Origin of the sequence: Candidatus Accumulibacter aalborgensis (assembly GCF_900089955.1) — a bacterium.
Taxonomy (GTDB): domain Bacteria; phylum Pseudomonadota; class Gammaproteobacteria; order Burkholderiales; family Rhodocyclaceae; genus Accumulibacter; species Accumulibacter aalborgensis.
Genome location: NZ_FLQX01000113.1, coordinates 12,464 through 26,612 on the forward strand (window position 1 = coordinate 12,464; position 14,149 = coordinate 26,612).

Consider the following 14,149-nt stretch of genomic DNA (forward strand, 5'->3'; position numbering starts at 1 on the left):
GCGGGCGCTTGGCGATCAGGGTTCCGGGTACGCTTCCAGCGTCACCTGGGTCATCTGCCCGACCGGCGACCCACGCCGGGCGCGCAGGGCCAGATGCCGGTCCTCAGAGAGCAGCGTCTTGATCCGGTTACGCACCATCCCCTTGATGGTCACCCTGGGTCCTTGCGCGGCGACTACCGCGCGCAGCGATTCGGCATCGCGCAAGCCGATGATCTGGACACCCTTGCCACTGACCAAACGCTTCATCTGGTCGCGCGGAAAAACGAGCAGGCGGCCGTCTTCCGACAATGCCGCCAGGTGGTCCTTGCCGGCCAGGCGCACCGGCGGCAGGATGGTGGCGCCGTCTTCGACGGCGAGAAAGGCCTTGCCGGCCTTCTGGCGCGACAAGAGATCGCCGTAAGTGCAGATGAAACCGTAGCCCGATGTCTTGGCGACCAACAGTTCGTCCTCGGGCCGGCCGGTGAGCACATGCGCGATCTTCCCGCCACCAAGGTCGACGAACGATGACAATGGCGCTCCCATCCCGCGACCGTCGGGAAGGCTGGCGATGGCGACGGTGAAAGCGCGCCCTTCGCTCGACAGGATCACCAGCGAATCGACCGAACGACATTCCTGCGCCGAACCGGCGCGGTCACCATCCTTGAAAACGACGGCAGAGAGATCCAGACCGTGCCCCTGCCGAACGCGTGCCCAACCCTTTTCGGAGATGATCACGGTCACCGGTTCGTCGGCGACGGCAGCGACTTCCGAGCGCGAAGCAGTCGTTGCCGCCAGGATGATTGTTCGTCGCGCGTCGCCATGCTTCTCGGCGTCGGCCTTGATTTCCCTGATCACCTGCCGGCGCAGCAGAGCGTCGCTGGCCAGAAGCTTGAGCAGTCCCGCGCGCTCGCCGCGCAGCTTGTCCAGTTCCTGCTCGATCCTGATCCCCTCGAGGCGGGCCAACTGGCGCAAGCGGATTTCCAGGATGTCCTCGGCCTGACGATCGGACAGTGCGAAGCGCTCGATCAGCGCCGCTTTCGGATCGTCGGCCTGGCGGATGATGCGGATTACCTCGTCGATGTTGAGGAAGACGATGTGGCGGCCTTCGAGGATGTGGATCCGGTCATCGGCCTTCTGCAGGCGGAATTCGGTGCGCCGGTGCACCGTCCGGATGCGGAAAGTGCACCATTCGCCGATCAGGTCGGTCAGCGATTTCTGGCACGGCCGACCGTTGATGCCGACCGCGACCAGGTTGATCGACGCCGAGGTTTCGAGGCTGGTATGGGTCAACAGCAGCGCCACGAACTCGTTGCGGTCGAGGCGCGAACTGCTCGGTTCAAAGACCAGCCGCACGTCGTCGTCCTTGCCCGACTCATCGCGTGCGCGGTCGAGCTGCGAGGCCATCAAGGCCTTCAACTGCGCCGCCGACTGATCGATCGCCTTCTTGCCCGCTCGGGGTTGCGGGTTGAACAGCGCACCGATTTCGGAAAGCACCCTGGCCGAGGAAACGCCGGGCGGCAACTCGTTGAAAACCACTTGCCAGGCGCCGCGCGCCATCTCCTCGATGGCGTAACGCGCCCGCACGCGCAGGCTGCCACGGCCACTGGCGTAGGCAGCGGCGATATCGGCGGGCGCAGAAATGATCTGCCCACCGCCAGGGTAGTCGGGTCCCGGGATGTGGGCCATCAGTTCATCGAGGCCGGCTGCCGGGTGCTCGATCTTGTGGATCGCCGCCGCGGCCACTTCACGCAGGTTGTGTGCCGGAATTTCGGTGGCCATGCCGACGGCGATTCCCGAAGCACCGTTGAGGAGCAGGAAAGGCAGACGCGCCGGCAGGAAAGCCGGTTCATCGAAAGAGCCATCGTAATTCGGCTGGAAGTCGACGGTCCCTTCGCCCAGTTCGCCGAGCAGCAGTTCGGCGATCGTGGTCAGGCGCGCTTCGGTGTAGCGCATCGCCGCAGCGTTGTCGCCATCACGCGAGCCAAAGTTGCCCTGGCCATCGACCAGTGGGTAGCGCAGCATGAACGGTTGTGCGACGCGGACCATTGCGTCATAGGCGGAAGTGTCGCCGTGCGGGTGATACTTGCCGATCACGTCGCCGACGACGCGCGCCGATTTGACCGGCTTGGCCGTCGCCGACAATCCCAGTTCGCGCATCGCAAAGAGGACGCGGCGCTGCACCGGCTTCAGCCCGTCCTTGACATCCGGCAGCGCGCGGCCCTTGACGACGGCGATTGCATACTCCAGATAGTCGCGCGCCGCCGAGTCGTGCAGCAGAATGCTGTCATCGCCGTCATCGTCCGGTGGCAGAGGGGGCCCCGGCGGGGGGGGTGGTCCTGCCGGTGGCCGCGGTGGCTCGGGCGGTCGCTCGGTGACCAGGTCGGCAAACAGGTCGGGCGTTGAACCTTTCTTCACGGTCAAATCTCCGCGCCGATCAGAGCACCGTTTGCTTCCATCCACGCCCGCCGGCCGGCCGATTCGTTCTTGGCCATGAGCATGTTCATCACCGGTTTGGCAACCTCGCTGCCGGGCATCCGGATGCGCATCAGACGGCGCGTATCGGGCGACATCGTCGTCTCCCACAGTTGCTCCGGATTCATTTCGCCGAGTCCCTTGAAACGCGAAATGGCGATCGCTTCCGCTTTCACCCCCTCGAGACGCAGGCGATCGATCGACGCTTCACGCTCGGCACTGTCGAGCGCATAGATCTTGCGTGGTGGGCGATTCCTGCCCTGGGCGGGCACATCGAGTCGATACAGCGGCGGTTGGGCAAAGTACAGATGGCCGCAGGCGATCAGCTTCGGAAAATGGCGATAGAAGAGCGTACACAGCAGGACACGGATGTGCGATCCGTCCACGTCGGCATCGGTCATGATCACCACCTTGCCATAGCGCAGATTGTTCAGCACCGAGTCCGCAGCACTCGCCGGATGCGGATCGATGCCCAGCGCGACGGCGATATCGTGCACTTCGCGGTTGGCAAACAGGCTGCCGGCTTCGACCTCCCAGGTATTCAACACCTTGCCACGCAGCGGCAGAATCGCCTGCAACTCCTTGTCGCGCCCGGACTTTGCCGAGCCGCCGGCGGAATCGCCTTCGACGAGAAAAATCTCGTTGCGGCTGATCTCCTCGCTCTGGCAGTCCGAGAGCTTGCCGGGCAGGATCGCGACGCCCGACTGCTTGCGCTTCTCGACTTTCTGGCCGGCCCGGCTGCGCGCCTGCGCCGCCCTGATGGCCAGTTCGGTGATCCTTTTCGCGCCTTCCGGATGCTCGTTGAGCCACAACTCGAGTGGATCGCGCAGCATGCGCGCGACGAGGGCCACCGCGTCGCGCGAGTTCAACCGTTCCTTGGTCTGACCCTGAAACGAGGGATCGAGCATGCGCACCGCGAGGACGAAGCTGGCGCGCGAAAAAACATCTTCGGCCGCGAGCTTGACTCCCTTGGGCAGCAGCGCGTGGTGCTCGGAGAAGCTGCGAATGGCGTCGAGCGCCGCCTGCCGCAGACCCGCCTCGTGCGTGCCACCCGCCGGCGTCGGAATCAGGTTGACGTACGATTCGCGCGCCAGACCGCCGTCGGCCGTCCAGCAGATCGCCCAGGCAGCACCCGAGCCCACCGGGAAGTTCTCGTCGCCTTTGGCGGCGTACTTCTCGCCACTGAACAGCGGCGCCACCGCTTCGCCGTCGATCTGCTCGGCGAGATACTGCAGCATGCCGTCGGCGAAACACCATTCGCTCGTCGCTCCGTCCTCGACGGTCAGCGAGACCTGCAGGCCGGGCAGCAGCAGCGCCTTGCTGCGCAACAGGCGTTCGAGTTGGGCCAGCGGAATGGTCGGCGAATCGAAGAAGACCGGGTCCGGCCAGGCCCGCACTCGCGTCCCGGTCACTTTCTTCGGCGCATCAGCCACCCGCTGCAGCGGCTCGACGACCTCGCCGCCAGCGAAAGCCATGCGATGGCGAGCGCCGTCGCGAACCACCTCGACCTCGAGTCGGGTGGACAGGGCATTGGTCACCGAGACACCGACGCCGTGCAGACCGCCCGAGAAGCGGTATGCCGAGGCGCCATCGTCCTTGTTGAATTTACCGCCGGCGTGCAACCGGGTGAACACCACTTCGACGGTCGGCACCTTTTCGACCGGGTGCATTTCCACCGGAATGCCGCGGCCGTCGTCGTCCACGGTAAGCGAATGATCGCGGTGGAGGATGACGCTGATGCGCTTGCAATAGCCGCCCAGGGCTTCATCGGCGGCGTTGTCGATCGCTTCCTGGATGATGTGCAAGGGGCATTCGGTGCGCGTGTACATGCCCGGACGATGGCGCACAGGCTCCAGTCCCTTGAGGACAGCGATCGATTCGGCGGTATAACTCATTCAACAGAAATCTCCAGCAGGCTGCCTGACCCGATCGGGAATGGCAGGCATGGCCTGACGCCATGGCGCGTCGAGCGGCGGAGTTTACTACCGAAGCCCTGGCTTGGGACCGATTATTGCGTCCTACGCCAGGTCCGCCACCCAGCACGTAGGGTGCAATAAGCGAAGCGCATTGCACCAGATACAACGCCAGAGTCCACCGCGATCAGGCATCAGGCGAGCAATGTGGCGTTTGGCGCAAGGCCCTCGGGTAATTGCGCCAAACGAGCTACGAGTTGATTGGCCGTGACAACGGCAAGCTTGCCAGGCAAATCAAGCGTTACTACAATAGTAATCACAAAGGAGGTTCTCGCATTGGTCGAACTCAAGGTCCGCAAATTTGGCAACTCGCTCGGTGTAGTCCTGCCGAAGGAGATCATCAACCGCCTGCAGATGAAAGACGGACAAGCGCTGTTCCTGATCGAAGCGCCCGACGGTGGCTACCGGCTGACACCTTATGATCCGGTCTTTGCAGAAAAAATGGCGAAGGCCGAAGAGATTATCGAGCGCTATCGCAATACGCTGCATGTCCTCGCCAGGTGAGCGAACCACTCTGGATAGAGGAGCGAGACGCGCTCGCCTTGCATGATCGACTGCTCGCCCTGCACGGCGGCGCGGCGGGAGTGCGCGACGACACCTTGTTGAAATCCGCCCTCGCCAGACCACAACAGGTTGAAGCTTATGCGGCTGCGCCAGACATCATCGACCTGGCGACAGCCTACACAGCAGGCATCGTGCGCAATCACCCCTTCATCGATGGCAACAAGCGCACCGGCTTTGTGATCGGCATCCTGTTTCTCGAACTGAATGGCTATCGCTTCACAGCCAGCGAAGAGGATGCCACTCAAGCCATTCTGAAGTTGGCGGCCGGCATGCTCGATGAAACGGGCTACGCGGATTTCCTGCGTGCAAATAGCCCACACGCCTGACGCGGATGCAAGCAGCACGTAGGGTGCAATAAGCGAAGCGCATTGCACCAGATAGCAAACGCCAGAGTGGACCGCTATCAGGCATCAGGCAAGCAATGCGGCGTTTGACACTTGGCGCAATGCCCTGCGCGGTTGTTGCGCCCTACGAACTTCATGAACGTCTACCCGCGTCCTACGCCAGGTCCGCCACCCAGGCGTCACGCGGCAGGTCGGGCACGCCGGGAGTGATCACAAAGCGCGTCAGGGCATGCGGATTCATCAGGCCGATGCCGCCCCCCGCCAGGTGATAGTTGATCGCCGGGCGTTCGAAGAGACTCGTCAGGTTCATCAGCCGCTCGGCCAGCGCCGCCTCGCGAACCCCTTCAGCGTGGGTGTAAAGGACGTGGCCACCGGCAAAGAAGAAGTCGATCCGCGCCTTGACCTGCTCGCCTCCCGCCCCGCCGGCAAACGGCGCCGCAAGCTGCTCGGGCGACAACGCGGTCAGCGTCAGGTTCAAGAAGCTTGGCAGGTAGTCGCTCAAATCGCGGCTGGCTTCGACTTCCAGGCAAGCGATCGACCCTGGCGAGAAGACCTCCGTGTGACCCGCCGAAGCAATGATCAGCGGCTTGCCGGAGAAAATCTGGCTGCTGCGCTTGAGGCTTTCGAGAATCGGCTCGATGCACGCGGCGTCGGTCTGCATGAAGCGCCGTGCCCGGTTGGCAGTGGTGATGACCGTAATGCTGATCGCCATGGCGACACTCCATCAAGGATGATCATTGCTCGTCATAAGGGCGCTCACTCGCCGCCGCGGTTCTTCCCCTGCACCCACAGCACGTCGCCGCGGCCGCCGGCACTGTTCAGCGCACGACCCAGGACAAACAGCAGATCCGACAGTCGATTGAGATACTTGCGGGCAAAACCGGAGACCGTTTCGGTGCTTGCCAGGTGCACGATCTGGCGCTCGGCGCGGCGGCAGACGGTACGCGCCACATGCGCGATAGCAGCGGCACGCGTACCGCCAGGCAGAATGAAATCCTTGAGCGGAGCGAGATCCGCGTTGAACTGTTCGACCAGGTCCTCGAGGCGGACGACCTGCGCATCGCTGATCATGTCCATTCCCGGAATACACAATTCGCCGCCGAGATCGAAAAGGTCATGCTGAATTCCGGTCAGCGCCTGCCGGATTTCGTCCGGCATTTCTTCGGTGAGCAAGAGACCGATCGTCGAGTTGAGTTCGTCGACCTGCCCTATGGTCTCGACGCGCAAGCTGTCTTTGGCCACCCGAGTGCCGTCGCCGAGGCCGGTCGTTCCGGCATCGCCGGTGCGTGTGACGATTTTCGATAGACGGTTGCCCATGGTGGATTTCCTGATCAAAAGAAGCCCGATTATAGCCGAAGGAACTCCTGTACCCCGTCCGTCCCGGCGTAATTGCCGGTGCCAGTTGCCGGGACTAGTGGCCGGCCGACACCTTGCGAAAGACGTAGAACAGGTTGTGCTCACTGACCAGATACAGATCACCCATCTCGTCCAGCGCCACCCCTTCGGCCTGCGGGATGTAATGATCGAGGCCATTCAGGCCGCGCAGCAGGGCGATGAAGCTGCGCGGCTGGTAGGCGGCGTTCAGCTCGACCACCAGATGCGACTCTTGCGACAGCGCCAGGATATGGCCGCTGCGCGGATCGACCGTGAGCGCTGCCAGATCGGTCATGATGTCGCCCAGATCAGTCAGTTCCTGCAACTCGCCGCTCACTCGGCAACCATCCGACGCCAGGCCATAAAGCATCACCGGATATTTCTCCTTGCCCAACAGCAGGCGCTGATGACGTTTATCCCAGGCCAGTCCCTCGAAGCCCTTGTTCGGGTCCTCGGCATGGCCGAGGTCGACCTGCTGGACGAACTGCTCGGTACGCAACTCCCTGGTATCGGCAGCGATGCGAAAGATCGACAATTTGTGCTGGCGCTCGTCAGTAATCGCCATGCAACCGCCTTCGAGCACCGCCACGCCCTCCAGGTTGGACGCGCCAATCACTGGGATGCTGCGCAAGACCTTACCCTCACGCGACAGTTCGATCAGCAACGGCTGCTTGCCACTGACGGTAAACAGCGTACCGGTCGCCGGGTTGTAAGCCAGGTCGGAAAACTCCTCCTTCTCGAACCCCGGTATGGCGATCTGTAACACCGCCTGGTAACCCGGCAACCACAGGCCGCCCGCCCGCTCTTCGGCCGTGCTGCGCGATTCCGCCAGCCAGAGCAGCGCGCGCGTATCCAGGCGCATGAAATGGGCAGCACCGGCGGACAGTATCAACAGGGCCAGCAATCCCCAGAGACGAATGGTTCGCGACATGGGCGGGAAAGGAAAGAGGCTGACGACCAGAAACCTTAACCCGCCGCGGCGTCAAGCCGGTTGGCAGCAAAGCTATGGCAGAAACGCAACTCCTCGGGGTAAGGAAAGAAATCCTCGACGTGACCGGCGCGGATCTGCTCCTGCGCGGTCTGCCAGAATTTCACGTTCAACAGCGCGCGATGGTATTTGAGAAAAGCCGACCGTACCTTCGGCGAGCCGAGCAGGAAGCGGGCGAATTCCTCCGGGAAGACATCGTGCCTGCCCACCGAGTACCAGGGCTCGCTGGCCATCTCCATTTCCGGGTACGGTGCTTCCGGAATGATGCGGAAGTGGGTGTCGGTCATGTACTCGATTTCGTCGTAGTCGTAAAACACGACGCGGTTGTAGCGGGTGACGCCGAAGTTCTTCCACAGCATGTCGCCCGGAAAGATGTTGGCGCAGGCCAGTTCCTTGATCGCGTTGCCGTATTCGAGAACGGCGTGATCGATCTCCGCAGGAGTAGCGGTGTCGAGATACATATTGAGTGGTGTCAGGCGGCGTTCGATGTACAGGTGCTTGATCACCAGATCTTCGCCCTCCTCCTCGATCAGCGACGGGGCCAGCGAGTTCAGCGCGGCGAGGAGTTCGGCCGAGAAACGTTTCCTGGGCAAGGCGACGTGCGAGAACTCGAGCGTGTCGGCCATGCGGCCAACCCGGTCCACCTGTTTCACCAGCAGATATTTGCGCTTGACCGTCGCCCGGTCCATTTCCTTCGAAGCCCCGAAAACATCCTTGATCATTTTGAAAACGTAGGGGTACGACGGCAGCGTGAACACCAGCATGACCAGGCCGGCAATTCCCGGGGCGATGATGAACTGGTCCTGGGAATGCCGAAGATGATGCTTCAAGTCACGGAAAAACAGCGTCTTGCCCTGTTTGCCGAGGCCCAGCATGGTGTACAGCTCCGAGGTCGGCTTGCTCGGCATGAGGCTGCGCAAGAACTGCACATAGCCCGAGGGAACTTCCATATCGACCATGAAATAGGCGCGCGACAGCGAGAACAGGACGCTGATCAACCAGTTGTCGAGCAGGATCGTGTCGAGTACCAGTTGGCCTTCGGGGGTGTGCAACACCGGGACGGCAAAGGCATACTCGCGATGGCCGTTGATCGCCTTGCCAAAAAGGTAGGCGCCCTTGTTGCGGTAGAAAGCCGAGTGCAGAACCTGGATCTGTGCGTTGGCCTCTGCTTTTGGCCAGCCACCGAAACGTTTGCTGGCGGTGCGCATGATGTACGCGACGTCCCGGTCGAGGTCCTCGAAGGGTCGTTGCCAGTCGAAGTCGACGACGATCTGCCTGATCGTTTGGCGCATGCCGTGCTGCGCCGGATAGTAGCTGCGGTAGGTCGGCGGATACGACTGGATATACTCGGTCGACACCGCCGGGCGAGCAAAGATGTAGTCGTTGTTGAAATACGTTCGGTGCAGGATCTTCGAGCACACCGAGTTGAAGAAGGTCTCGGCGAGTTCGGGCTGTTTGTGGTTGATCAGTTGGCCGATGTAGAGCAGCTTGAGTTGCTGCCAGGTGGCATCATCGAGCGAAGCAGCGCCAAAACTGGCCGCCAGAAACTTGGCGGTCTCGCTGACACGATCGTCGTAGGAGCGAATTCGCTCGCGAACGGCATTATGGACGCCCTTCCAGTCAGCCGCCTCGAACAGCACCCTGGCCTGCTGGCCGTAGTGGCGGATCAGCCGATAGTGGCGGTTGAAGCCATCGATCATCGCCTCGGCAATGCGGCGGGCCAGCACGTTTTCAACAGTGGAGATATCCATGGGGAAAGGTCGACGACAAGACGTGGAGCGATTGTAGCACCCGCCGTGCTGCGCCGCAGTAGCGCGAGCAGCGCTCCGATGGCCGAAGTTCGGCGCACTTTCCCGACCCTCGATACTCTGGCAGATCACCCGGATTTGCGACATAATCGCGGGCGGTGCCGCAGGAGAGTTTGCTTCGGACAGATCCCTCGTGCCCACGTATGCAGCATCGTCCGATCTGCAGGTCCTGAGCCAGCGCGTGGAGCGGTAAAGCACCGGCGCTGACACCCGAATCGGCTACAACCACACTATGAGGAATTGGCATGAGCGCAAGTCTGATCAAAGTACCGCAAGGCGGCCAGAAAATCGTACCGGGGCAAGCTTTTCCCGATAACCCGATCATCCCGTTCATCGAAGGCGACGGCATCGGCGTCGACATCACGCCGGTGATGATCAAGGTCGTCGACGCGGCGGTGGCCAAGGCCTACGGCGGCAGCAAGAAAATCCACTGGATGGAAGTCTACGCCGGCGAAAAGTCTACCCAGATGTACGGCTCCGACGTGTGGTTGTCGACCGAGACGCTCGATACGCTCAAGGAGTACTCCGTTTCGATCAAAGGCCCGATGACGACGCCGATCGGTGGCGGCATCCGTTCGCTGAACGTCGCCCTGCGTCAGGAACTCGACCTCTACCAGTGCGTCCGGCCAATCCAGTACTTCCGCGGCGTCCCTTCGCCGCTCAAGGATCCGTCGAAGACCAACATGATCATCTTCCGCGAGAACACCGAGGACATCTACGCCGGCATCGAGTGGCTCGCCGGGTCCGACGAATGCAAGAAGGTCGTCAAGTTCCTGCAGGAGGAGATGGGGGTCAAGAAGATCCGCTTCCCGGAAACGTCGGGAATCGGCATCAAGCCGATCTCCAAGGACGGCACCGAGCGCCTGGTACGCGCGGCGATCAAGTACGCGATCGCCAACAACCGCCGCTCGGTGACCATCGTGCACAAGGGCAACATCATGAAGTTCACCGAAGGTGCTTTCCGTGACTGGTCGTATGCGCTGGCCAAGGACGAATTCGGTGGCGTCGAGATCGACGGCGGACCGTGGCTCAAGCTGCCCAATGGCATCATCATCAAGGACTCGATCGCCGACGCCTTCCTGCAGCAGATTCTGCTGCGCCCGGCAGAATACGACGTGATCTGCACCACCAATCTGAACGGCGATTACATTTCCGACGCGCTGGCGGCGCAGGTGGGCGGCATCGGCATCGCTCCGGGCGCCAACATTTCCGATCACTACGCCTGCTTCGAAGCAACGCACGGCACGGCGCCGAAGTACGCCGGACTGGATAAGGTGAACCCCGGTTCGCTGATCCTGTCGGCCGAAATGATGCTCCGTCATCTGGGCTGGATCGAAGCGGCCGACCTGATCGTCAAGGCGATGGAAGCGGCGATCGGCGACAAGGTCGTGACCTATGACTTCGCGCGCCTGATGGACGGCGCTACCGAGGTGTCGTGCTCGGAGTTCGGCAACGCGATGATTGAACGGATGTAGGACTGCAGGTTTCAGTGGCCGCCATGAAAAAGCCCCCGAAAGGGGGCTTTCTTTTGTCGACGGTTGCCGCCAGCGACTCCCCGACGGCACTGCCGATCACTTCTCCAGCGTGACCTTCACGCCTTCGGCGGCGAGCTTCAGGCTCAGGCCCTTGGCCGTCGTCTCGATCTTCATCTCGACGCCCTTTTCGTTCTTCATCGTCGCCCGGGTGCCACCGCCAACCAGCGTGCCGCCCGCGGCACCCGAAAGGAAGGTCCCCTCGATGTCCTCGATTTGCTTGAGGTTGTAGACCGTGCCCTTGGCCCTGATCTTGGCGCCACCTATCTCACCGGCTGACAGTCCGTCGATCTTGATTTTGTAGGTCTTGCCCTTGTACTTGACGTCGCCGCCGCCCCAGGTGTAGCCGATCCCGACGGCCACCGAGCCGCCGGAGAAGGCGATCGTCGCATCTGGCTTGGCGGCAGCAGCGTGTTGCGCGGCACCGGCGAAACCCGGAGCGGTGAGGAACAAGGTCGTCAGGGCAATGACTCCCGTAATTCTTCTGAGCATGATGATTCTCTCCACGTGGTTGAACAGAACTGGGATTGTATCGCGGACTGTCCGCTCACGCATCACCGGGGATGACAGATCAGACGGCGCGAAAGCGGCCGAGTGCCTGCTCGAGAGTCGTTGCCAGGTCACGCAGCGCATGCGCCGACTGCTCCGTGCTCTGCGAGGCCGAGTGCTTGCCTTCGGCCATCTGGGCAATTTGCTCGACCCCCTGGGCAATTTGGCTGGCGATATGCTGGTCGCTGCCTTCACGCGCAATGGGTCTTGCCGTTGGCAAACAGGCAAACCCGGTCGCGACCAGCGTTCTTGGCGGCGTAGAGGGCTTTGTCCGCAGCCTTGAGCAAATCGTCTTCATTCTCAATGCAGCTTGCCCGGTTGGCCACGCCGATGCTGACCGTGGTCTGGATGTCCACACCGCCAATGCCGATCTTCAGGGCCTTGACCATCTTGCGCAGACGCTCGGCGGCCAGCAGGCCGGACCTGGGGTCGGCGTTGTGGCAGACCAGCAGAAACTCCTCGCCACCCAGCCGACTGACGCTGTCGTCCTTGCGCGCGGCGGCCTGGATAGCCTTGGCCACTTCCTGCAATACCCGGTCGCCGACGGCGTGGCCATGCCGGTCGTTGATAGCCTTGAAGAAATCGATATCGATCATCAGTGCCGCCACCGGCTGACCGGTGCGCAGCGAGGCGCTCCAGAACCTGGTCAGCGCCTCCATGCCGGCCCTTCGATTGGGCAGATCGGTCAGCAGGTCGGTCATTGCCGCATGCTCCAGCCGCCGGTTGCTGGTCGCCAGTTCGGTCGCGAACGCCTTGAGTTGCGCCCGGTCGCCCTCCCAGGCCTCGAGCAGCTTCACGTAATGCTGGGCCGCTCGCATGCGAGCGGTCAGTGCGCGGACATTCACTGGCTTGATCAGGTAATCGTCGACGCCGGCTTCGAAAGCCTCGATGATCTTCTCCTCAGTCTCCTCGCCCGCCAGCATGATGACGTACATGGACTGGCCCCAGTCGGTGGCCCGTAGCGCGCTGCACAACTCAATGCCGTCCATGACCGGCATCAGCCAGTCGGTGATGACGATCTGTGGCGTGACCTCCAGCGCCAGGGGCAAGGCATCCCTGCCATTCTCGGCCACGTGCACCGTGCAGCCGAGGATCCGGGAGAGCACCTCCTCGGTCATCATTCGGGTCGTCGAATCGTCCTCGACCAGCAAGACTCGCGTGCGCGTGCGGGCCGCCTTGCTCTCGTGCCCGGGGCGGGAAGCCGGGGCCTCGGCCATGGCCTCGAAGGAAGGGAGATCGCCGGCAGGCACCTTGAGCACCTCGGCCCACTCGTGCCATTGCGCAACGACGCGGTCGAACACCTCTCCCAGGGCGCTGGCATCGAGACCGATCTTGCTGCCCAGGCGCATGAGTTCAGAGATGCTGCCATAGCGCTCGGTCGCCGGCGACAGGCCGAGGTCAGCCATTCGTCGCGCCTGAAAGAACAGGTGGGCCAACTGATAGGGCCGGGAGCCTTCCGAAAAACCGGAGGCATCAGGATCGTCGTGGTGACTGACGGGCTCCGCAAGAGCCGTGGGAATTCCGCAGTCGGCCATGATGACGGCGGTGAGTTCGCGGCGATCTGTCCCCAGATGCTGACGTTCCAGTTCGATGAGCACCACACCGCCGTCTTGCCGTTCCAGCAGGGCCGCATAGTCGACGGGGTAGGCCGTGATCAGCGCCAGGCGGCCGATCTGCGCCAGAAGTCCGCAGGCGAACAGATCCTCAGGTGAGCCGACCCGTACCATCCTGCCCAGCTCCTGACTGGCTACCGCCATGAACAGGGAGTGCGACCAGAAGCCCGGATAGTCGAAGGCGGCGCAGGCGCCGTCGCGATACTGGTCGACCAGCGAAAACCCAATGGCCAATTGACGCACCGTGGCCATGCCCAGGCGCAGCACCGCCTCGTTGACCGAGGCCACGGGCCGGCCGCTGGCGCGGGCCGCTGCATTGGCCAGGCGCAACAGCCGGCTGGCCAGGGCGGGATCGCTCTGCACGGCCCTGGCCAACTCGTCCAGGGTCGCATCGTCGCGGCGAGTGATCTCCATGATGGCCAACGCCACGCCTTTCGGGCTGGGGAGTTGGCCACTTATGCGCAGATGGTCGACCTTGGTCATGTTTGTCCACGGCTGTCTTGGGTGTGTTGCATGAATGATTCACAGTGCCTTGCTCAAAGGCCCCGATAGCAGGCGACGACGGGAGTGCCGAGTCACTGTCCGGCCCCATCGGCGCGCAGGGACGGCGTGAACAAAGCCCTGCGCGACATGGCAACGATGCCCCTCAAGAAACACGCCAACCGAGCCTCCGTATGCCCCCTCTCTGCGACGACAGTCATGCCCAGCCCATCGGCAAGGGCAATCGTACCACGGACGATTGCCGTATCGTTGGTGCCAACGGCCAACTGACCACCAAAGCGCTTATAGATCTTGATTTCGGTGATCCCAAAGCGCTTGAGGCAAGACAGCGCGAAGACATCGTCAACACGAAGCGATCCATCGCCGCGCGTGAACGCTTGCTCGACGGCGTAAAACGGGGTCGCGTGGCAGCATAAAGAATCCACTTGCCAGACATGCCCTCTGCCACCTAT

The 14,149-nt window shown here is 62.5% G+C and carries 12 protein-coding genes; 4 read left to right on the forward strand and 8 right to left on the reverse strand.

The features are described 5' to 3' along the window. Positions 1 to 15 precede the first annotated feature (15 nt). On the reverse strand, positions 16 to 2,394 hold the full coding sequence (parC, locus tag ACCAA_RS11620; protein WP_186407416.1) for a DNA topoisomerase IV subunit A: 2,379 nt from the start codon (positions 2,392 to 2,394) through the stop codon (positions 16 to 18). 2 nt (positions 2,395 to 2,396) lie between these two features. Continuing rightward, complete coding sequence (locus tag ACCAA_RS11625) at positions 2,397 to 4,346, reverse strand: DNA topoisomerase IV subunit B (protein ID WP_186407417.1); 1,950 nt, start codon at positions 4,344 to 4,346, stop codon at positions 2,397 to 2,399. Positions 4,347 to 4,700: 354 nt separating this feature from the next. Between ACCAA_RS11625 and ACCAA_RS11630 the strand changes: the two genes are divergently transcribed. Beyond that, on the forward strand, positions 4,701 to 4,928 hold the full coding sequence (locus ACCAA_RS11630) for an AbrB/MazE/SpoVT family DNA-binding domain-containing protein (RefSeq protein WP_186407418.1): 228 nt from the start codon (positions 4,701 to 4,703) through the stop codon (positions 4,926 to 4,928). After that, a complete protein-coding gene (locus tag ACCAA_RS11635; protein ID WP_186407419.1) occupies positions 4,925 to 5,314 on the forward strand; it encodes a type II toxin-antitoxin system death-on-curing family toxin in 390 nt (129 codons plus the stop codon). The genes ACCAA_RS11630 and ACCAA_RS11635 overlap by 4 nt, the downstream gene beginning before the upstream one ends. Before the next feature lie 172 nt (positions 5,315 to 5,486). On the opposite strand, the gene ACCAA_RS11640 is transcribed toward ACCAA_RS11635, so the two are convergent. The 4 genes from ACCAA_RS11640 to aceK form a co-directional block, all read right to left on the reverse strand. Beyond that, positions 5,487 to 6,044, reverse strand: a complete 558-nt coding sequence (locus tag ACCAA_RS11640; RefSeq protein WP_186407420.1) for a hypothetical protein — start codon at positions 6,042 to 6,044, stop codon at positions 5,487 to 5,489. Between the two features lie 44 nt (positions 6,045 to 6,088). Continuing rightward, positions 6,089 to 6,649 carry a cob(I)yrinic acid a,c-diamide adenosyltransferase gene (locus tag ACCAA_RS11645; protein WP_186407421.1) on the reverse strand — a complete coding sequence of 187 codons (561 nt, stop codon included), beginning with the start codon at positions 6,647 to 6,649 and terminating at the stop codon, positions 6,089 to 6,091. A 94-nt stretch (positions 6,650 to 6,743) separates the two neighbouring features. Beyond that, positions 6,744 to 7,637 carry an SdiA-regulated domain-containing protein gene (locus ACCAA_RS11650; protein WP_186407422.1) on the reverse strand — a complete coding sequence of 298 codons (894 nt, stop codon included), beginning with the start codon at positions 7,635 to 7,637 and terminating at the stop codon, positions 6,744 to 6,746. A 35-nt stretch (positions 7,638 to 7,672) separates the two neighbouring features. Next, positions 7,673 to 9,445, reverse strand: a complete 1,773-nt coding sequence (gene aceK, locus ACCAA_RS11655; protein ID WP_186407423.1) for a bifunctional isocitrate dehydrogenase kinase/phosphatase — start codon at positions 9,443 to 9,445, stop codon at positions 7,673 to 7,675. Positions 9,446 to 9,747: 302 nt separating this feature from the next. Between aceK and icd the strand changes: the two genes are divergently transcribed. Further along, positions 9,748 to 10,977, forward strand: coding sequence for an NADP-dependent isocitrate dehydrogenase (gene icd, locus ACCAA_RS11660; RefSeq protein WP_186407424.1), 1,230 nt, complete (start codon positions 9,748 to 9,750; stop codon positions 10,975 to 10,977). 96 nt (positions 10,978 to 11,073) lie between these two features. Here icd and ACCAA_RS11665 read toward each other — a convergent pair whose 3' ends face one another. Both ACCAA_RS11665 and ACCAA_RS11670 read right to left on the reverse strand, forming a co-directional pair. Continuing rightward, complete coding sequence (locus ACCAA_RS11665; RefSeq protein WP_186407425.1) at positions 11,074 to 11,526, reverse strand: hypothetical protein; 453 nt, start codon at positions 11,524 to 11,526, stop codon at positions 11,074 to 11,076. Positions 11,527 to 11,774: 248 nt separating this feature from the next. Then, a complete protein-coding gene (locus ACCAA_RS11670; protein WP_186407426.1) occupies positions 11,775 to 13,679 on the reverse strand; it encodes a GGDEF domain-containing response regulator in 1,905 nt (634 codons plus the stop codon). A gap of 191 nt (positions 13,680 to 13,870) precedes the next feature. On the opposite strand from ACCAA_RS11670, the gene ACCAA_RS11675 reads away from it, so the two are divergent. After that, positions 13,871 to 14,113, forward strand: coding sequence for a hypothetical protein (locus ACCAA_RS11675; RefSeq protein WP_186407427.1), 243 nt, complete (start codon positions 13,871 to 13,873; stop codon positions 14,111 to 14,113). Positions 14,114 to 14,149 lie beyond the last annotated feature (36 nt).